The 19,080-nt window shown below is 71.1% G+C and carries 15 protein-coding genes; 12 read left to right on the plus strand and 3 right to left on the minus strand.

The window, feature by feature from the left end; genetic code table 11:
- Positions 1-43 precede the first annotated feature (43 nt).
- From ACFYWY_RS02755 to nudC, 6 genes are all read left to right on the plus strand, one after another.
- Positions 44-403, plus strand: a complete 360-nt coding sequence (locus ACFYWY_RS02755; RefSeq protein ID WP_389178605.1) for an MGMT family protein — start codon at positions 44-46, stop codon at positions 401-403.
- A gap of 158 nt (positions 404-561) precedes the next feature.
- Complete coding sequence (locus tag ACFYWY_RS02760; RefSeq protein ID WP_389178608.1) at positions 562-3,966, plus strand: ATP-dependent helicase; 3,405 nt, start codon at positions 562-564, stop codon at positions 3,964-3,966.
- Between the two features lie 84 nt (positions 3,967-4,050).
- Positions 4,051-5,019 (plus strand): hypothetical protein, encoded by a 969-nt coding sequence (locus tag ACFYWY_RS02765; protein ID WP_389178611.1) that lies wholly within the window; start codon positions 4,051-4,053, stop codon positions 5,017-5,019.
- A 202-nt stretch (positions 5,020-5,221) separates the two neighbouring features.
- On the plus strand, positions 5,222-8,704 hold the full coding sequence (locus ACFYWY_RS02770; protein ID WP_389178613.1) for an ATP-dependent helicase: 3,483 nt from the start codon (positions 5,222-5,224) through the stop codon (positions 8,702-8,704).
- A 10-nt stretch (positions 8,705-8,714) separates the two neighbouring features.
- Positions 8,715-10,112, plus strand: coding sequence for a dipeptidase (locus tag ACFYWY_RS02775; RefSeq protein WP_389178616.1), 1,398 nt, complete (start codon positions 8,715-8,717; stop codon positions 10,110-10,112).
- Positions 10,113-10,150: 38 nt separating this feature from the next.
- The gene (gene nudC, locus ACFYWY_RS02780) at positions 10,151-11,116 is read left to right on the plus strand and encodes an NAD(+) diphosphatase (protein ID WP_389178619.1); all 966 of its coding nucleotides are present in this window, start codon (positions 10,151-10,153) and stop codon (positions 11,114-11,116) included.
- 12 nt (positions 11,117-11,128) lie between these two features.
- On the opposite strand, the gene ACFYWY_RS02785 is transcribed toward nudC, so the two are convergent.
- Entirely contained in the window at positions 11,129-11,371 is a 243-nt protein-coding gene (locus ACFYWY_RS02785; RefSeq protein ID WP_307661262.1) for a mycoredoxin, read from the minus strand.
- Positions 11,372-11,487: 116 nt separating this feature from the next.
- On the opposite strand from ACFYWY_RS02785, the gene ACFYWY_RS02790 reads away from it, so the two are divergent.
- From ACFYWY_RS02790 to ACFYWY_RS02810, 5 genes are all read left to right on the plus strand, one after another.
- The gene (locus tag ACFYWY_RS02790; protein WP_389178622.1) at positions 11,488-13,755 is read left to right on the plus strand and encodes an ATP-dependent DNA helicase UvrD2; all 2,268 of its coding nucleotides are present in this window, start codon (positions 11,488-11,490) and stop codon (positions 13,753-13,755) included.
- Positions 13,756-13,920: 165 nt separating this feature from the next.
- Positions 13,921-14,259, plus strand: a complete 339-nt coding sequence (locus ACFYWY_RS02795) for a hypothetical protein (protein ID WP_389178625.1) — start codon at positions 13,921-13,923, stop codon at positions 14,257-14,259.
- Positions 14,260-14,430: 171 nt separating this feature from the next.
- A complete protein-coding gene (locus ACFYWY_RS02800) occupies positions 14,431-14,799 on the plus strand; it encodes a WhiB family transcriptional regulator (protein ID WP_389178628.1) in 369 nt (122 codons plus the stop codon).
- 89 nt (positions 14,800-14,888) lie between these two features.
- Entirely contained in the window at positions 14,889-15,152 is a 264-nt protein-coding gene (locus ACFYWY_RS02805) for a hypothetical protein (RefSeq protein WP_389179552.1), read from the plus strand.
- A gap of 111 nt (positions 15,153-15,263) precedes the next feature.
- On the plus strand, positions 15,264-15,464 hold the full coding sequence (locus ACFYWY_RS02810) for a hypothetical protein (RefSeq protein WP_307661257.1): 201 nt from the start codon (positions 15,264-15,266) through the stop codon (positions 15,462-15,464).
- A 77-nt stretch (positions 15,465-15,541) separates the two neighbouring features.
- On the opposite strand, the gene ACFYWY_RS02815 is transcribed toward ACFYWY_RS02810, so the two are convergent.
- Positions 15,542-16,906, minus strand: coding sequence for an ABC1 kinase family protein (locus ACFYWY_RS02815; RefSeq protein ID WP_389178631.1), 1,365 nt, complete (start codon positions 16,904-16,906; stop codon positions 15,542-15,544).
- Between the two features lie 65 nt (positions 16,907-16,971).
- Positions 16,972-18,120, minus strand: a complete 1,149-nt coding sequence (locus tag ACFYWY_RS02820) for a ThiF family adenylyltransferase (RefSeq protein ID WP_389178634.1) — start codon at positions 18,118-18,120, stop codon at positions 16,972-16,974.
- A 222-nt stretch (positions 18,121-18,342) separates the two neighbouring features.
- Between ACFYWY_RS02820 and ACFYWY_RS02825 the strand changes: the two genes are divergently transcribed.
- Positions 18,343-18,993 carry a M48 family metallopeptidase gene (locus tag ACFYWY_RS02825; protein WP_389178638.1) on the plus strand — a complete coding sequence of 217 codons (651 nt, stop codon included), beginning with the start codon at positions 18,343-18,345 and terminating at the stop codon, positions 18,991-18,993.
- Positions 18,994-19,080 lie beyond the last annotated feature (87 nt).

Consider the following 19,080-nt stretch of genomic DNA (forward strand, 5'->3'; position numbering starts at 1 on the left):
TCGGGTCCGGCTGTCCGGGGCGTTGTCGGTGGCGTACGGCAGGATGGGTCGGATGGAAGAGCTGCCGGAGTACGCGGAGCGGGTGCTCGAGGTCGCCGAGCTGATCCCGCCGGGCCGGGTGATGACGTACGGCGACATCGCCGAGTGGCTCGGTGAGGGCGGCCCCCGCCAGGTCGGCCGCGCGATGTCCCTGTACGGCGGCGGCGTGCCCTGGTGGCGCGTCGTGCGCTCGGACGGCGCGCTGCTGCCCGGCCATGAGCTGAGCGCCCTGGAGCACTACCGCACGGAGGGGACGCCCTTGCGCGAGGCAGCGCGCAGCGCCCAGAGCCACGTGCCGCGCCTCGACATGAAGCGCGCACGATGGGACGGCGGCGGTGGTGCCGGCGACAGCGCTCACATATGACAGCTTCCGCCATTCGGCGGTCGCACGGGCGCTCCGACGACCGTACGGAGTGCGCGCCGGACTCGCTGCGTCGCGGTAGCGCGCTGGCGTAGCGTCGTCAGCGCGCGGCACGAACCGCTCCATCACCACCAGCACACCCACCAGGACCGGCGATCCACGTGAGCTCCTCCTCCACCACCGGGCGTACGCCGTACCAGCAACAGGTACGGCAGGGGGTCCCCCCACGCCCGCAGGGGCGTAGGGGGAGGACCCCGGGCGCGTACCGACTGGTGCGTACCCCGCCGGGCCGCGTGGATCCCCCTCTCCTGGACGCAAGTCAGCGCGCTGTGGTTGACCACGATCACGGTCCGCTGCTCGTTCTGGCAGGTCCGGGCACCGGCAAGACCACCACGCTGGTGGAGGCGGTCGCCGCGCGGGTGGCCAAGGGGACGGATCCGGAGCGGATCCTGGTGCTCACTTTCAGCCGCAGGGCGGCGGTGGAACTGCGCGACCGGATGGCGCTGCGGCTCGGCGGCGCGCAGGGGCCGCAGGCGACGACCTTCCACTCCTTCTGTTATGCACTGGTCCGTGCTCACCAGGACGCCGATCTGTTCTCCGAGCCGCTGCGGCTGCTGTCGGGTCCCGAGCAGGACGTCGCCGTACGGGAGCTGCTGACGGGCCAGCTCGATCTGGAGGCCGAGGGGCTGGCGCGCAACCACTGGCCGGACGAGCTGCGGGCGTGCCTGACGACGCGTGGCTTCGCCGACGAGGTGCGGGCGGTGCTCGCCCGGAGCCGTGAGCTGGGCCTGGGACCCGATTCGCTGGCCCGTTTCGCGGCCCGTACCGGCCGCCCCGACTGGGGGGCGGCCGCGTCCTTCCTCGCCGAGTATCTGGACGTCCTGGACATGCAGGGGGTGCTCGACTACGCGGAACTGGTGCATCGGGCGGTGCTGCTGGCCCAGCGGGTCGCCTCGCCTTACGACTTCCCCTACGACGCGGTGTTCGTGGACGAGTACCAGGACACCGACCCGGCCCAGGTACAGCTGCTCCAGGCGCTGGCCGGTCAGGGCCGCACGCTGGTCGCGTTCGGCGATCCGGACCAGTCGATCTACGCCTTCCGCGGCGCGGATGTGAACGGCATCCTCGATTTCCCCGACGCCTTCCGGCACGCGAACGGCAGCCCGGCGGACGTGGCGGTCCTGACGACGTCCCGGCGCAGTGGCGGGCACCTGCTGACGGCGACTCGGCTGCTGACCCGCCGGATGCCCCTGCCCCGGCTCCCGTCGGAGAAGGTCCGGGCGCACCGGGAGCTGGGCGCCGTCCGGGAGGGAGGCCGGGTCGAGACGTACACCTGTCCGACGGCTTCCACGGAACTGGACAACATCGCGGACATCCTGCGCCGGGCCCACCTGGAGGACGGCGTTCCCTGGCACGACATGGCAGTCCTGGTCCGCGCCGGCGGCCGCACGATCCCCTCGGTCCGCCGCGCCCTGACGTCGGCGGGCGTACCCCTGGAAATCGACGGCGACGACGTCCCCCTGCGTCACGAACCTGCGGTGTCCCCGCTGCTGACGGCATTGCGCGCGGTGGCTACGGCGGCGACGCAGCCGCAGAGGGCGCAGTCCGCCGACACTGCGGGGGGCGACACTGCGGGTGGCGACACAGCGAGGGCCGACTCTGCGGGGGAGGGTGACGACAACCCCACCACCCCATGGCTCGGCACAGAGACGGCCCTCACCCTCCTAGCCTCCCCCCTCGGCGGTATGGACGCGGCCGATCTCCGCCGCCTCGGCCGTGCCCTCCGCGACGAGGAGCGCGCCGGCGGCAATCGCGTACCCCCGCCCTCCGACCAGCTCCTCGCCCGCGCCCTCGCCGAGCCCGAGCGCCTCGTCGCGCACGACCCGGCGTACGCCCGAGGCGCGCAGCGGCTCGGCGCGCTCCTGCGCAAGGCGCGTGAGCTCCTCGAGGGCGGCGGTACCGCCGAAGAGGCGCTGTGGGAGCTGTGGGCCGGCACCCCCTGGCCGCAGCGCCTCGAACGCGCGGCTCTTCGCGGCGGCGCGGGCGGACGCAACGCCGACCGCGACCTCGACGCCGTCTGCGCCCTCTTCGAGACCGCCGCCCGTGCCGAAGAGCGCACCGGCGGCCGCGGCGCCCTCAACTTCCTCGAGGAGATCGAGGCCCAGGACATCGCCGCCGACACCCTGGCCGGGAGAAGCACCCGCCCCGACGCCGTACGCCTGATGACCGCCCACCGGTCCAAGGGCCTCGAATGGAGCCTCGTCGTCGTCGCCGGCGTACAGGAAGGTCTGTGGCCAGATCTGCGACGGCGGGGCTCGCTCCTGGAAGCGGACAGGATCGGGCGCGACGGGCTCGCCGAGCCCCTCACCCCCGGCGCCCTCCTCGCCGAGGAACGCCGGCTCTTCTACGTCGCCGCCACCCGCGCCCGCGACCGCCTCGTCGTCACCGCCGTCAAGGCACCAGCCGACGACGGCGACCAGCCTTCCCGATTCCTCACCGAACTCGGCGTCGAACCCAAGGACATCACCGGCCGTCCCCGCCGCCCCCTCGCCGTCGCCGCGCTCGTCGCCGAGCTGCGCGCCACCACCGTGGACCCGCAGGCGACACCCGCGCTGCGCGACGCCGCCGCACGCCGTCTCGCGCGCCTCGCCGCGCTCGCCGACGACGAGGGCCAGCCGCTCGTGCCCGCCGCGCACCCCTACCGCTGGTGGGGCCTGTACGAGCCGACCCACAGCCGGCTCCCCCTGCGGGACCGGAACCAGCCCGTCACCCTCTCCGGCAGCGCACTGGACCAGCTGGCCAACACCTGCGCGCTCCAGTGGTTCCTGGGCCGCGAGGTGAAGGCGGACGCCCCCGCAACGGCCGCCCAGGGATTCGGCAACGTCGTTCACGTGCTCGCGGACGAGGTCGCCTCCGGACAGACCCCCGCCGACCTGGCCGTTCTCATGGAGCGGCTCGACTCCGTCTGGAGCGCGCTCGTTTTCGACGCCCCATGGAAGTCGCAGCAGGAGAAGGAGCACGCGCGCGTGGCGCTCGAACGCTTCCTGCGCTGGCACGTCATGGACCGCGGCGGCCGAGCCCCCGCCGCGACCGAGCACGACTTCGACGTGACCCTGGAGGCCGGTGAGTACGAGGTGCGGATCCGAGGCTCCATGGACCGCGTCGAGCAGGACGCCGAAGGACGCGCGTACGTCGTCGACTTCAAGACCGGCAAGCAGACGCCGACCCGGGACGAGGTCGCCCGGCATCCTCAACTGGCCGTCTACCAGCTCGCCGTGCGTGAAGGCGCCCTGGACGAGGCCTTCGACGGCCGCCGCCCCGAGCCCGGCGGCGCCGAGCTCGTACAGCTGCGCCAGGCCGCCGCCAAGAAGGAGGGCGGTGACGACCTTCCCAGGATCCAGGCGCAGGCGCCGCTCGCGGGGGAGTGGGTCGGCGAGCTGCTGGCCACCGCCGCCGGCCGCGTACTCGACGAGCGCTTCACCCCGAGCGCCGGGCAGCACTGCACCCACTGCACGTTCCGTTCGTCGTGCAGCGCCCAGCCCGAAGGCCGCCAAATAGTGGAATGAGCGGTGTTTTGTCGCGCATTGCCGCATTTGCTTGCATCCAATGAATGGCGACAAGGCGATACGCGGACCTGCAAGGGGAGACACATGGCGGCCAAACGGAAGTCGTTGGTTACGGCGGTGGTCTTCTCGACCGTGACCGCGATCGCTGCGCTGGCGGGCTGCTCCGACGATGGCGGCATCAAGGCCAAGAGCGCCTCCGTGGAGCAGGAGGAGAGGGAGCAGGAGCAGCGGGACAGGGCGCAGGAACCGGCGGCCGTCACCAGCACGGCACCCGCCGACCTCGCCGGTCTGACCGCCGATCAGATCGCGGGCAGGGCCGTCGCGGCCACACAGGCAGCCGGGTCCCTGCGGATGGCGGGTCAGGTCAACAGCGCCGGCGAGCGGACGTCCGTGGACCTCGCTGTGGACAACAAGGGCGCATGTACGGGCAGGCTGGGCTTCGGCGGCGGAATCGCCGAGCTGCGCCAGGTCAACAAGGTCCTGTACATGAAGGGCGACGAGAAATTCTGGCGTGCCTCGCTCAGCGAGAGCGGCTCGCCCGGCGCAGACGGCGAAAGCGTCGTCGAGCTGGTGAAGGACCGCTGGATCAAGATGCCGCCGGGCAGCGCGAAGGCCATGGGCGGGGTCTGTGACCTCAAGGCCATGCTCGCCGAGAGGGACAAGAACACGTCGGACCGTCAGGGGATGACCAAGGGGCCTGACGCCGAGGTCAACTCTCTGCCCACGACGACCCTCGTGAAGAAGAATCCCGGCGGCGAAACGATCACCATGCACGTGGCCAAGAAGGGCGAGCCCTACCTCATCAGGGTCGTCAGGGTCGGCGGTGACGGGCCCGGCACGATGACCTTCTCCGACTTCAACAAGCCGGTCAGGGCCGTAGCCCCGCCGGCCAACCAGGTCGTCGACCTGGAGAAGCTGGGCACCGGCCTGAGCGCGGGCCCCGGGTCCGGCACCGACACCGACGCTGACACCGGCTCCGGGCTCGGTCTCGGCTTCGGTCTCGGCTTCGGTTTCGGCTTCGGTTTCGGCACGGGCTCCGGCTCCGGCGCCTGACGCTCCCCGAGTCCGAGTCCGAGTCCGAGTCCGAGTCCGAGTCCGAGTCCGAGTCCGAGAGCCCGAGGCCGAGTCGAGTCCGAGTCCGAGAGACCGAGGCCGAGTCGAGTCCGGAGGCCGCCCGAGGCGGTTGAGGCCGTCGGGGACCACCGGAACCTGAGTATCAGCATCAATGTCAGTGGTCCCCGTTAGCCTCTCTGAGGTGACCCCACGCATCACCGACCCCGAGCAGCTCAAGGAGCTCCTCGGCATCCCCTTCACCCCGGAGCAGACGGCCTGCATCACCGCGCCGCCCGCCCCGCAGGTGATCGTGGCCGGAGCCGGCTCGGGGAAGACGACGGTGATGGCCGCGCGGGTGGTGTGGCTCGTGGGGACCGGCCAGGTCGCTCCCGAGCAGGTCCTCGGCCTCACCTTCACCAACAAGGCGGCGGGGGAGCTCGCCGATCGCGTCCGCAAGGCACTCGTGAGGGCGGGGGTGACGGACCCCGACGTCATCGATCCGGACAACCCGCCCGGCGAGCCGCGCATCTCCACGTACCACGCCTTCGCCGGTCAGCTCCTCACCGACCACGGGCTGCGGATAGGCCTGGAGCCGACCGCGCGCCTGCTCGCCGACGCCACCCGCTACCAGCTCGCCGCGCGGGTGCTGCGCGAGGCGCCGGGCCCGTACCCCTCGCTCACCAGGTCCTTTCCGTCCCTGGTCAGCGATCTGCTGGCGCTTGACGCGGAGCTCGCGGAGCATCTCGTACGTCCCGAGCAGCTCGGCGCGTACGACTCCGAACTGCTGCGCACCCTGGAGAGCGCCCGGCTGAGCAACGCTGAACTGCGCAAGGTGCCCGAGGCGGCCGCGGCCCGCCTTGAGCTGCTCGATCTGACCGTCCGTTACCGCGAGGCCAAGCGCGCCCGCGATCTCCTCGACTTCGGCGACCAGATCGCGCTCTCCGCCGAACTCGCGCTCACCAGGCCCGAGGTCGGGGACATCCTGCGGGACGAGTTCCGGGTCGTGCTGCTCGACGAGTACCAGGACACGTCGGTGGCCCAACGGCTGCTTCTGTCCGGCCTGTTCGGTCAGGGCACCGGTCATGCCGTGACCGCGGTCGGCGACCCCTGCCAGGCGATTTACGGCTGGCGGGGGGCCTCCGTCGCCAACCTCGACGACTTCCCGGCGCACTTCGCGTACCCCGACGGCAGCCCAGCGACTCGCTTCTCCCTCAGCGAAAACCGCCGCAGCGGCGGTCGGCTGCTGCACCTCGCCAATGGCCTGGCGGCCCCGCTGCGCGCCATGCACGAGGGCGTCGAGGCGCTGCGGTCCGCCCCCGGCGCCGAGCGCGACGGGTCCGTCCGTATCGCTCTCCTCCCCACTCACGCTGAGGAGATCGAGTGGCTCGCCGACTCGATCGCCCACCTGGTGCGTACGGGCAAGGAACCCGGAGAGATCGCGGTCCTGTGCCGCACGGCGGGCGACTTCCCGGAGATCCAGAGCGCACTGGTCGCAAGGGACGTCCCGGTCGAGGTCGTCGGCCTGTCCGGGCTGCTCCACCTGCCCGAGGTCGCCGACCTGGTCGCGATGTGTGAGGTCCTGCAGGACCCGGGGGCCAACGCGTCTCTTGTACGTCTGCTCACCGGACCGCGCTGGCGGATCGGCCCGCGTGACCTCGCCCTGCTGGGCCGCCGGGCCCGGCTGCTGGTGCACCGCGCCTCGTCCGACGGGACGGATCCGGACGAGCGGCTGGCCGCGGCCGTCGAGGGCGTCGACCCGGCCGAGGTCATCTCGCTCGCCGACGCGCTGGACACGTTCCTGGAGTCGGCGGGCTGGGAGGACGACGACCTCCCCTTCTCGGCGGAGGCCCGCGTCCGTTTCGCCCGCCTCGCCGCCGAACTGCGCGACCTGCGCCGCTCCCTGGCCGACCCGCTGATGGACGTCCTGCACCGCGTCCTGTCCACCACCGGCCTCGAGGTCGAACTCTCCGCGTCCCCGAACGCCCTGGCCGCCCGCCGCCGCGAGACCCTCGCCAACTTCCTTGACACGGCGGCCGGTTTCGCGGCACTGGACGGGGAGGCCACGCTGCTGGCCTTCCTCGCCTTCCTGCGTACGGCCGCGCAGTACGAGAAGGGCCTGGACAACGCCCTTCCGGGCGGCGAGAACACCGTGAAGGTGCTGACCGCCCACAAGTCCAAGGGCCTGGAATGGGACGTGGTCGCGGTCCCCGGCCTGGTCGCCAAGCACTTCCCGAACGACCAGGCGCGCGAGGCCTGGACCTCCCAGTCCAAGGTCCTGCCGCACGCGCTGCGGGGCGACGCGGCCACCCTTCCCTCCGTCGAGTCCTGGGACGCGAAGGGCCTCAAGTCCTTCAAGGACGCGATGAAGGACCACCAGCACACGGAGGAACTGCGCCTCGGCTACGTCACCTTCACCCGTCCCCGCTCCCTGCTCCTGGGCTCGGCCCACTGGTGGGGGCCGACGCAGAAGCGCCGCCGCGGCCCCTCGCTGTTCCTGCAGGCGCTGTACGACCACTGCGCGGAGGGCTTCGGCGAGACCGAGGTCTGGGCGGACGAACCGGAGGAGGACGCGGAGAACCCGCATCTGCGCGAAACGACGGCGGACCAGGCCTGGCCGCTGCCGCTGGACGCGACTTCGCTGACGCGCCGCCGCGCCGCGGCCGACACGGTGCTGGCGTATCTGGACGAGCCGGAGAGGCTCCTGTCCGAGCCGGGGGAGTTCCCGCGCCAGCCGGAGAAGCTCCTCTCCGAGGCGGAGGAGATCCCGCGCGAGGCGGAGGAGATCCCGGCCGAGGCGGCAGAGCCCCCGCCCGAGCCGTACGAGCCCCACCCGGAGCCTGAAGAGCCGGACTGGGACGACCCCTGGGACGAGCCGGACCTTCCGGACGACGCGGCGGCCGCCCTGCCGCACCAGCGCCGCGAACCCGACGCTCTTGAGGCGGCCACCCCCGAAGACGTCCGCACCATCGCCTCCTGGGACCGCGACCTCGACGCCCTCGCCGGTGAGCTCCGCCGTAGCCGCGCGAGTGTCCGCGACGTCACCCTGCCCCCGTCACTCTCCGCCTCCCAGCTCATGCGCCTCGCCGCCGACCCCGACGGCTTCGCGCAGGAGCTGGCCCGCCCCATGCCGCGCCCTCCGCAACCCGCGGCCCGCAGAGGCACCCGGTTCCACGCCTGGGTGGAGTCGCGATTCGAGGAGCTCCCGCTCCCCATGCTCGGCCCGGACGAGCTCCCCGGCGGTGACGCCGACGAACCCGAGATCGCGGACGAGCGTGATCTGGCCGCGCTCAAGGAGGCGTTCGAGCGCACGCCGTACGCCCGGCGCACGCCCTACCGCGTGGAGTCCCCGTTCCAGCTCACCCTCGCGGGCCGCGTGATCCGCGGCCGTATCGACGCCGTCTACCGCGACGAGACGGCCGCGGGGTCGGCAGACGAGACGACTGGGGCGTACGAAATCGTCGACTGGAAGACCAGCCGCACACACACCGCCGACCCGCTCCAGCTCGCCATCTACCGACTCGCCTGGGCCGAGCAGCACGACCTCCCCCTTGAAGCCGTCAACGCCGCGTTCGTGTATGTACGCACCGGAGAGACCGTCCGCCCCCACCCTCTCCCGGCCCGGGCCGAGCTCGAGCGCATCCTGCTCGGCGAGACGGCCGACGAGACAGTCATCCGCGCCCGTTAGGCTCAGGTGCATGAGCGACACCCCGGACAGCGCCGTCCGTACCTACATAGAGCAGCACCGCGGCGCCTTCCTCGACGACCTCGCCGACTGGCTGCGTATCCCGTCCGTGTCGGCCCAGCCCGACCACGCCGCGGACGTCCGGCGCAGTGCCGACTGGCTCGCGGCCAAGCTCAAGGAGACCGGCTTCCCGGTCACCGAGGTCTGGCCCACCCCCGGCGCCCCCGCGGTCTTCGCCGAATGGCCCTCCGGCGACCCGGATGCACCGACCGTCCTGGTCTACGGCCACCACGACGTCCAGCCCGCCGCCCGTGAGGACGGCTGGCACACGGACCCCTTCGAGCCGCAGATCGTCGACGGCCGGATGTACGGGCGCGGCGCGGCGGACGACAAGGGGCAGGTCTTCTTCCACACCCTGGGCGTGCGGGCCCACCTCGCCGCCACCGGACGCACCGCCCCCGCGGTCGGTCTCAAGCTGCTGATCGAGGGCGAGGAGGAGTCGGGATCGCCGAACTTCCGCGCCCTGGTCGAGGCGAACGCCGCCCGCCTCGCCGCCGACACGGTGATCGTGTCCGACACCGGCATGTGGTCCGAGACGACCCCCACCGTCTGCACCGGCATGCGCGGCCTCGCCGACTGCGAGATCGCGCTGTACGGCCCCGACCAGGACATCCACTCCGGTTCGTTCGGCGGCGCGGTGCCCAACCCGGCCACCGTCGCCGCCCGTCTCGTCGCGGCGCTGCACGACGCCGACGAACACGTCACCATCCCCGGCTTCTACGACGGCATCGCGCCGCTCACGGACGCCGAGCGCGAGCTGTTCGCCGAGCTCCCCTTCGACGAGGCGTCCTGGCTGAGCACCGCCAAGTCGTACGCCACGCTCGGCGAAGCCGGCTACTCCACGCTGGAGCGCATCTGGGCCCGCCCGACGGCCGAACTCAACGGCATCGGCGGCGGCTACCAGGGCCCAGGCGGCAAGACGATCATTCCGTCGTCCGCCCAGCTGAAGCTCACGTTCCGTCTTGTCGCCGGCCAGGACCCGGAGAAGATCGAGCAGGCGGTCGCCGACTGGGTCGCGGCCCAGGTGCCGGCCGGTATCCGCCACGAGATCACCTTCGGCGCCTCGACCCGCCCCTGTCTGACGCCGCTGGACCACCCGGCCCTGCAGTCGGTCGTACGGGCGATGAGCCGCGCCTTCGACGGGCGGAAGATCCGCTTCACCCGCGAGGGCGGGTCGGGCCCCGCTGCGGATCTTCAGGACGTACTGGCGGCTCCCGTGCTCTTCCTGGGCATCTCCGTACCGTCCGACGGCTGGCACGCGCCCAACGAGAAGGTCGAACTGGACCTGCTCATCAAGGGTGTGGAGACGACGGCCCACCTCTGGGGCGACCTCGCCGCCGCCCTCCACTGAACTGCCACCCAATCCACCCGGGGGAGTTGGAATTACCTGTGAGCACCACTGCCAACGGCACCACACACCGCCCGATCGATCTCACCGCGCCGATCGGCCTCACCGCGTCGAGCGGCATCGACCGCGAGGCGCACCACCGCCTCGACGAGGCCTGGCTGGCGGCGGCGTGGAGCCACCCGACGACCCGGGTCTTCGTGGTCTCGGGCGGCCAGGCGCTGGTCGACGACACCCCCGACGGCCGCACCGAACTGGTCATGACCCCGGCCTTCGAGGCCCCCGTCACCGAGACCCACCGCTACTTCCTCGGAACCGACGAAGACGGCGTGCGCTACTTCGCGCTGCAGAAGGACGCCCTGCCCGGCCGCATGGACCAGTCGGCCCGCCCCGCGGGTCTGCGCGAGGCCGGACTGCTGCTCTCCCCGCGCGACGTGGGACTGCTGGTGCACGCCGTCGCACTGGAGAACTGGCAGCGACTGCACCGCTTCTGTTCACGCTGCGGCGAGCGCACGGTCATCGCGGCCGCGGGCCACATCCGCCGCTGCCAGGCATGCGGGGCCGAGCACTACCCTCGTACCGACCCCGCCGTGATCATGCTCGTCACCGACGAGGAGGACCGCGCGCTGCTGGGCCGCCAGGTGCACTGGCCGGAGGGGCGCTTCTCCACGCTGGCGGGCTTCGTCGAACCGGGCGAGTCGATCGAGCAGTCGGTGCGCCGCGAGGTCTTCGAGGAGGCGGGCGTCACGGTCGGCGAGGTCGAGTACATCGCCAGCCAGCCCTGGCCCTTCCCGTCCAGCCTGATGCTCGGCTTCATGGCGCGGGCGACGTCCTCCGAGATCGACGTCGACGGCGAAGAGATCCACGAGGCGCGCTGGTTCTCCCGGGAAGACCTGCGGGCCGCATTCGAGTCCGGGGAGGTGCTGCCTCCCTATGGGATCTCGATTGCGGCCCGCCTGATCGAACTCTGGTACGGCAAGCCGTTGCCGAAGCCCGGAGATGTGGGCTGAGCGGTCCCCCGCTCAGACGCCGATCTTCTGCTTGACCTGGGCCAGCGAGGGGTTGGTCAGCGTCGAACCGTCCGCGAAGAGCACGGTCGGGACGGTCTGGTTGCCCCCGTTGGCCTTCTCGACGAAGGCCGCGGAATGCGGGTCCTGCTCGATGTTGATCTCGTTGTACGTGATGCCTTCGCGGTCCATCTGGCTCTTCAGCCGACGGCAGTAGCCGCACCACGTGGTGCTGTACATCGTCACAGTCCCCTGCATCGTTTCTCGCGCTCCTCTGTCTCGTCCGTCTCGTTCGTCTCAGTCATGCGAGTTCGCATCGACGCGTGCTCCGTGCATGCTCGATGCGTGTTCGCACGCCGTAGAACGTACGTGACATGGCCGCCATTCCCGCATTAGTACGACCACCCCCGGCCCCCTGTGGACAACGGCCGCACCCATCTCTGCCGACCTGGCAGCATGGCGGTGTGACAGCAGCAACGCACTCCTCTCTTTTCCCGCAGGTCCCCGAGTCGGCGGACGCGGTGCTCGACGGGCTCGACCCCGAGCAGCGCGAAGTGGCGACCGCCCTGCACGGTCCGGTGTGTGTGCTGGCAGGAGCCGGCACGGGCAAGACGCGCGCGATCACCCACCGCATCGCGTACGGAGTGCGCGCGGGCATACTCCAGCCCGCCAGTGTGCTGGCCGTCACCTTTACCAACCGCGCCGCGGGCGAGATGCGCGGCCGGCTGCGCCAGCTCGGCGCGGGCGGCGTCCAGGCGCGTACGTTCCACTCGGCCGCGTTGCGCCAGCTCCACTTCTTCTGGCCGAAAGCGGTCGGCGGCGAGCTGCCCCGCCTCCTGGAGCGCAAGATCCAGCTGGTCGCCGAGGCCGCGGCCCGCTGCCGTATCCGGCTCGACCGCAATGAGCTGCGGGACGTCACGAGCGAGATCGAGTGGGCCAAGGTCACCCAGACCGTGCCCGCGGACTACCCGGCCGAGGTCGCCAAGTCGCACCGCGACGCCCCGCGCGACCCGGCCGAGGTCAGCCAGATCTATGGGATGTACGAGCAGCTCAAGCGCGACCGCTCGGTGATCGACTTCGAGGACGTCCTGCTCCTCACGGTCGGCATCCTCCAGGACCGGCACGACATCGCCGACCAGATCCGCCGCCAGTACCAGCACTTCGTGGTGGACGAGTACCAGGACGTCAGCCCGCTCCAGCAGCGGATGCTCGACCTGTGGCTCGGCGACCGCGACAGCCTCTGCGTCGTCGGCGACGCCAGCCAGACGATTTACTCCTTCACCGGCGCCACCCCCGACCACCTGCTGAACTTCCGCACCCGCCACCCCAGTGCGACCGTCGTCAAGCTGGTCCGTGACTACCGCTCCACCCCCCAGGTGGTCCACCTCGCCAACGGCCTGTTGAGCCAGGCCCACGGCCGCGCCGCCGAGCACCGCCTCGAACTGATCTCGCAGCGCGCGGCCGGCCCCGACCCCGCCTACACCGAGTACGCGGACGAACCGGCCGAGGCCGAGGGCACCGCCCGCCGTATCCGCGACCTGATCGCCGCGGGCGTCCCGGCCGGCGAGATCGCCGTGCTCTACCGGATCAACGCCCAGTCGGAGGTCTACGAGCAGGCGCTCGCCGACGCCGGAGTCCCGTACCAACTGCGCGGCGCCGAGCGCTTCTTCGACCGCCAGGAGGTACGTGAGGCGGGCGTCGCCCTGCGCGGTGCGGCCCGCGCAGGTGGCAACGACCCCCTGCTCGACGATGCCGAGAATCTCCCCTCCCAGGTCCGGGCTGTGCTCTCCACCAAGGGCTGGACCACCGAGCCGCCCGCCGGTTCGGGAGCGGTGCGCGACCGCTGGGAGTCCCTTGCCGCGCTGGTCCGCCTCGCCGAGGACTACGTACGGGTCAAGCCGGACGCGAGCCTCGGCGATCTGGTGGCCGAGCTGGACGAGCGCGCCGCGGCCCAGCACGCACCCACCGTCCAGGGCGTCACCCTCGCCTCGCTGCACTCGGCGAAGGGCCTGGAGTGGGACGCAGTGTTCCTGGTCGGCCTCACCGAGGGCATGATGCCGATCACTTACGCCAAGACCGACGAACAGGTCGAGGAGGAGCGCAGGCTTCTCTATGTCGGCGTCACCCGCGCCCGGCTCCATCTCTGCCTCTCCTGGGCGCTGTCCCGCTCACCGGGCGGCCGCGCCTCCCGTCGGCCCACCCGCTTCCTGAACGGGATGCGGCCGGGCTCCGTGACACCCGGCGCACGCGGTGCGGCGGGCGGCGCCGGCGGCATCGAGCGCGGCAGCGGCGGCCGCCGCAAGCGGCGAGGCCCTGTGCTGTGCCGGGTCTGCGGCAAGACGCTCACCGATGCGGGCGAGATGAAGCTGATGCGCTGTGAGGAGTGTCCCTCCGACATGGACGAGGCGTTGTACGAGCGCCTTCGCGACTGGCGTGCGGACCAGGCGAAGGAGCTGGGCCAGCCCGCGTACTGCGTCTTCACCGACAAGACACTGATGGCGATCGCAGAGGCGGTGCCGGGCAGCGAGGGGGAGCTGGCCCAGATCTCCGGCGTCGGTGGCCGCAAGCTGGAGCGTTTCGGAGTCGATGTGCTGGCTATCTGTGCAGGTCAGGAGGTTGGGGGAGGCGACGAGGAGGACTGATACAAACTCGTCGAGAAAATAGTTTGCGCCCGCCCCAGCAAGCCCCATAGGTTCTTAACCACGGGAACAGCGACTTCTCTGAAGCCCTGTCCTCGTGCTGTACTTATCCGAATATTCGTGATCGGCCCCGGCCGGTCCCCGAGACGCCGAGAGGAGGCGATTCCAGTGATCAGCATCAAGACCAGCTTCGTCAGCACCGCCAAAGTGACCGATCGCTCGGTCGTCTCCACCTGCCCGCTCGGCTTCTCCGTCGCGTTCAACTCGGCGCTCAACGGCACCGGTATGTCCGGCATCTCTGCCGCGCTTCCCGTGTCCCGCCTGGGCGGTCTCCCCGTCCTGGAGCGCAATGAGCGACCGACCAAGGCGCTGGAAGCAGGAGTAGCAGCGGCAAAGGCTCGTGCCTATGCCTTTGCGGCGGCCAGTGCCGGCACCAAGAAGCAGCAGACGCAGCACCACACGATGTGGGCCTTCCGTGGGCTCGAACCCTGGAGTGATCCAGCCTGATCCAGATCAGGCCGGCGCCTTCAGGGCCGCGGAACCCCACCCGGGATCCGCGGCCCTTCTGTTTTCCCCGAACGGGGGGCAGAGCGAAGGGGCCTCGGGACAAGAAGCACCCGGTACCAAGCCGACACCCGGCCAACAGGCCGGACCGACCAGACGAGGAACGACACCACCGTGCAACTCGAAGCGCACGCCCCGTCCGTACCGCCTTCCGAGACGATCCCCCAGCCCGCCCTCACGGAGGACTCCACCTTGACTCCGCTCACTGCGCTCACCGCGCTCGACGACGCCATCGAGAACCTCGGCGTACCCGTCCCCTGCCGCGCCTACGACCCGGAGGTCTTCTTCGCCGAGTCGCCGGCCGATGTCGAGTACGCCAAGTCCCTCTGCCGTACCTGCCCGCTGATGGAGGCCTGCCTTGCGGGCGCCAAGGAGCGGCGTGAGCCGTGGGGCGTCTGGGGCGGAGAGCTCTTCGTCCAGGGCGTGGTCGTCGCCCGCAAGCGGCCGCGTGGTCGCCCGCGCAAGAACCCGGTCGCGGCGTGACCGCCCTCGCGCTGGGGACGACGAAATCCCCGCTGCGCACCGGAACCATCGACCGCCCCATTACGCACGATCCCCAGAAGCTGGCCCCAATGACCTCTTCCACGAGCGAGCCGTCCGGCTCCGCCACCCCAGACGTCATCACCATCGGCGCGAACGCCTCGCGTCAGAACAGGACCCGTGAGATGCAACTCATCCCAGAAGCCATGGCTCGTGCGCATATGCACGAGCGCCTGCGGGAAGCCGACGCGGAACGCCAGGCCGTGCGCCTGGTCGCCGCCCGGCGGATGCAGCGCCGTGCCGAGCGCGTGTCGATGCGTGCCCGCCGCGCACTGGCCATGGCCGTCATGCACTGACGGCAATCAAGGCACTGACAGCACACACTGACCCGGGGGCCGGTCCGAACGGACCGGCTCCCGCGGTGCGTTGTCCCTGCGACTGGTCCCCAACGGGGCTATCGTCACGACGTGGACCAGCAGCAGACTCCTCACCCTGCGCAGCCGGGTGCCGAGAGCATCGTGTGTTCCCACTGCGGCGCCGTCGCCGAGGGACCACCGCCCACCTGGACCTGCTCCGTGGAGAACGGCACCCGTCACTACTTCTGCGACGACTGCGCGCGCGCCAACATCAGGGCGATCGAGGGCAGGCTCGACTCGGCCTGGTGGTGAGCCCCTTGACTGTCTCCCCCCGACCGCCTCCTGCCGACCGCCGGCTGTTGTGGCGCTCGGCCCGCCGCGGCGAAGACTCAGGCCGGCGCCTCGACCGCCGTGATGTCCTCCTCGTCCTCCGGCAGGAAACCGGGCATCCATGAATCGAGTTCGTCCCGCAGTCGCACCGTCGCGTTCAGCTGGCACAGCACGCCGATCGTGCTCAGCGTCACCCGGTGGATCAGCAGATACGAGGGCGGCAGATTGAGCTGCTTTCCCAGCTGATGAGCGGGGGAGCGGATATCGGCGATCCGGGCCGCCTGGGTGCGCATCCAGCTCCGGGTGAAGGTGAACTGCTCCACCTCCGCCGGCTCGATGATCGGCACCAGATACTCGAGCACCGCGTCCGGGTCGAGCTCTATGGCCTCCTTGACGAAGCCTTCGCGGCACAGCAGCTCGTAGACCCCTTCGGCCTCACCCTCCAGCGTCATCCGCAGACACTCGCCGATGGTCGCCGGCAGTCCGCCGGGCAGCCGGTCCACCGTGCCGAAGTCCATCACACCCAGCCGCCAGCCCGCGCCGTCCTCCTCCGGGAGCAGCCGGAAGTTTCCCGGGTGCGGATCCGCGTGCAGCAGCCCCGTGCGGGCCGGGCCCGAGAAGAGGAAGCGGGCCAGCAACTGGCCCGCCCGGTCCCGCTGCTCTTCCGTGCCGTCGGCGATCACCTCGGCCAGCGGGATCCCGTCGATCCACTCGGTCACCAGCACCTGGTCGCACTGGTGCACCACATCCGGCACCAGCACATCCGGATCGCCCGCGAACTCCGCCGCATGCTCCCGCTGTGCCTGTCCCTCCAGCTCATAGTCCAGCTCCTCCGACACCCGGTCACGGAGCTCGGCGATCAGCGGCTTGATGTCCATGCCCGGGATCAGCGGGCCCAGCAACCGGGCGAAGCGGCTGAGCTGCGTCAGATCGGACAGCAACGCCTCCCCCGCCCCCGGGTACTGCACCTTCACCGCGACCTCGCGCCCGTCGTGCCACACCGCCCGGTGCACCTGGCCGATGGAGGCGGCTGCCGACGGCTTGTCCTCGAAATTGAGGAACAGCTCCCGCCACTGAACACCCAGCCGCTCCTCCAGGACCGCGTGAACCGTGCGTGTCGGCATCGGGGGTGCCGCGTCCTGGAGCTTGGTGAGGGCCGCGCGGTAGGGGCCCGCGATCTCCTCGGGGAGCGCCGACTCGAAGACGGACATGGCCTGCCCGAACTTCATCGCACCGCCCTTGAGCTCGCCGAGCACCTTGAACAGCTGCTCCGCTGTGCGCTGTTGCAGTTCCCGGGCCACGATCTCCGCGGACTTCCCGCCGATCCGCTTGCCCAGACCCCAAGTGGCACGCCCGGCGAAGCCCAGTGGCAGTGCGGCCAACTTGGCGGTCCGGGTGACCGCCTTCCGGGGAAGATCAGACATGCGCCCCTCCAATTCCCAGACAGCCGTGCCGCGTGTGCCTTACGGCATTGCTTCATTGACGGCGGTTACCCGGCCATTGTCTCGTGCAGCGGCCCGAACGCTGAGGTGTGCTCGCTCTCACTCTTCCCTTCCGCGCTGCAGAGGCAGTCGAGGTGCGGCCTGATGCTCTCCGACTGCCACTCCAGCAGCGGCAGTGACGCCTCCCATCGCGCTCCTGTACTCGCGGGCAGCTCCCCGTCGAGGAACGACAGCGCATGCGCCGCGGTCAACCCCGCCACAGCCGCGGCCAGGGCGACATCGCAGGCCGGCACCGCGCTACGGCGGCTGCCCGAGCGCCACTGCGCGAGCAGCCTGGGCCTGCCCGGGTCGCGGTCCGCCAGGCCCAGCTCCAGACAGCCGGCGCACGCAGTCCCCCCGGGCAGCACCAGCGGGCCCACCACTCCGGTCCCTTCCACAACTCCCGCGTACAGATGGGGTGTCCCGGTGGCGATCCAGCCCTCGGCCGCTGCCGGGTCGGGAGCATAAGCCGCCAGCCCGTCCCGCGGCGCCACCACGACCAGGGAGAGGCCGGGCTCGCCCGAGCCAGAACCCGCCGCCGACTCGGCGGCCCGCGGCGGGCGGTCGGGCGCGCACCGCCGCACCAGCTGCCGGGCCGCCGCGTCGCGCCGCTCACCGACAGCATCCGACGGCAGCCCGCCGGGGGCCACGTCCCAAGGCTCCGTACACCCACCGTCCAGGACTTCGACCCGGCCCACCCCGGAGGCGGACAGCACCGCGGCGACCGTCGCGCCCACCCGGCCCGCGCCCCGGACCTGGACACGCATCGCCCGCCGGGCCGCCAGGCGCGCTGACCCGCCGCCCGGTTCCGGATGGACAACGGAGAGCGATGCCAGATCGGGGCGCAACCGGTCGAGAGCGCCGGCCCTGTTCCGTAACGCATCGGCCGCGGGACCGCCCGCCGTCGGATCGTCGAGCAGACCGGCCGACGTCAACCGCTTCACCAGAGCGTCCACTTGTCCATCCGGCAGCCCCATCGCCCGCGCCTCCTCGCGCAGCAGCGGAAGCCCCCGGGTCCCGTCCAGCAGCTCGAGCAGGGCGCCTGTCGCCGTGTCCACCGGGCCGACCATCACCGCATGCGCGGGAGTCACCCCGAACTGCACGGTCTGCCGCTCCCGCCATGCCCGCCTGAGGGCGGGCTTCACCATCGGATGCATATCCACTTCCCCCGTCCACTTCTTGTGCCGATCTTGTGCCGAAGTGTTGTCGGATCTCTCCGCTGATCTGTTGTCAGAATGCACGGTCGCGCCGATGGGTGTGAAAAGTTATCCACAGGCACTGGGTATTAGTCGTTCAAATGGTGCACGCCATGGAGTGGATCAAGGTCGAACCGTCCCGGAGGCGGGACTTCCCCCACTGGCAGCGGGTAACGTCGGGGCGTGTCCGTCGACCCGTCCCCTTCTTTCGCTGGGGAGACCCCATCCCCGCGCCTTGTCGGCGAGGGCCCACCGCACAGCGCCGGAAGTCAACAGCGCGGCGCGACAAACCGACCGCCCCGCGGATCGGGGACGAGTGCGGTCGAGGTCCGCAGGAGCGCCCGGCGCAGCAGAACGGTCTCGGCCTACCGGGAGGGCGACCGGACCATCGTGCTCATCCCCGCCCGGATGTCGGAGGCGGAGGAGCAGCGCTGGGTCAGCGTGATGCTCGACAAACTCGCCGCCCAGGAGAGCAAGCGCATCCTCGGCGACACCGAACTGGCCGAGCGCGCCGAGCGCCTGTCCGCCCAGTACTTCGACGGACGCGCAAGGCCGACATCCGTGAGATGGGTGACGAATCAGAACACCCGCTGGGGCTCGTGCACCCCGGCCGAGGGCAGTATCCGCCTCTCGCACCGCCTGCAGGGGATGCCCGAATACGTCGTTGACTACGTGCTCGTCCACGAGCTTGCCCATCTCCTCGTGCCGGGGCACGGGCCGCGGTTCTGGCGGCTCCTCGAGGCGTATCCCCGCACCGAGCGGGCGCGGGGCTATCTCGAGGGCGTCGTCGCCGCCGACCGGCTGCCGTATTTGCCCGCAGCGCGCGGAGAGTAACTGTCGACGGTCCTGTACCGAATGTGTACCGGCTTGGCTCAATGTCGCACTCAGCCGTTAGCCTGACGCGACGCATTCACATTTCGG

It is taken from the genome of Streptomyces sp. NPDC002870, from assembly GCF_042888505.1.
Taxonomy (GTDB): Bacteria; Actinomycetota; Actinomycetes; order Streptomycetales; family Streptomycetaceae; genus Streptomyces.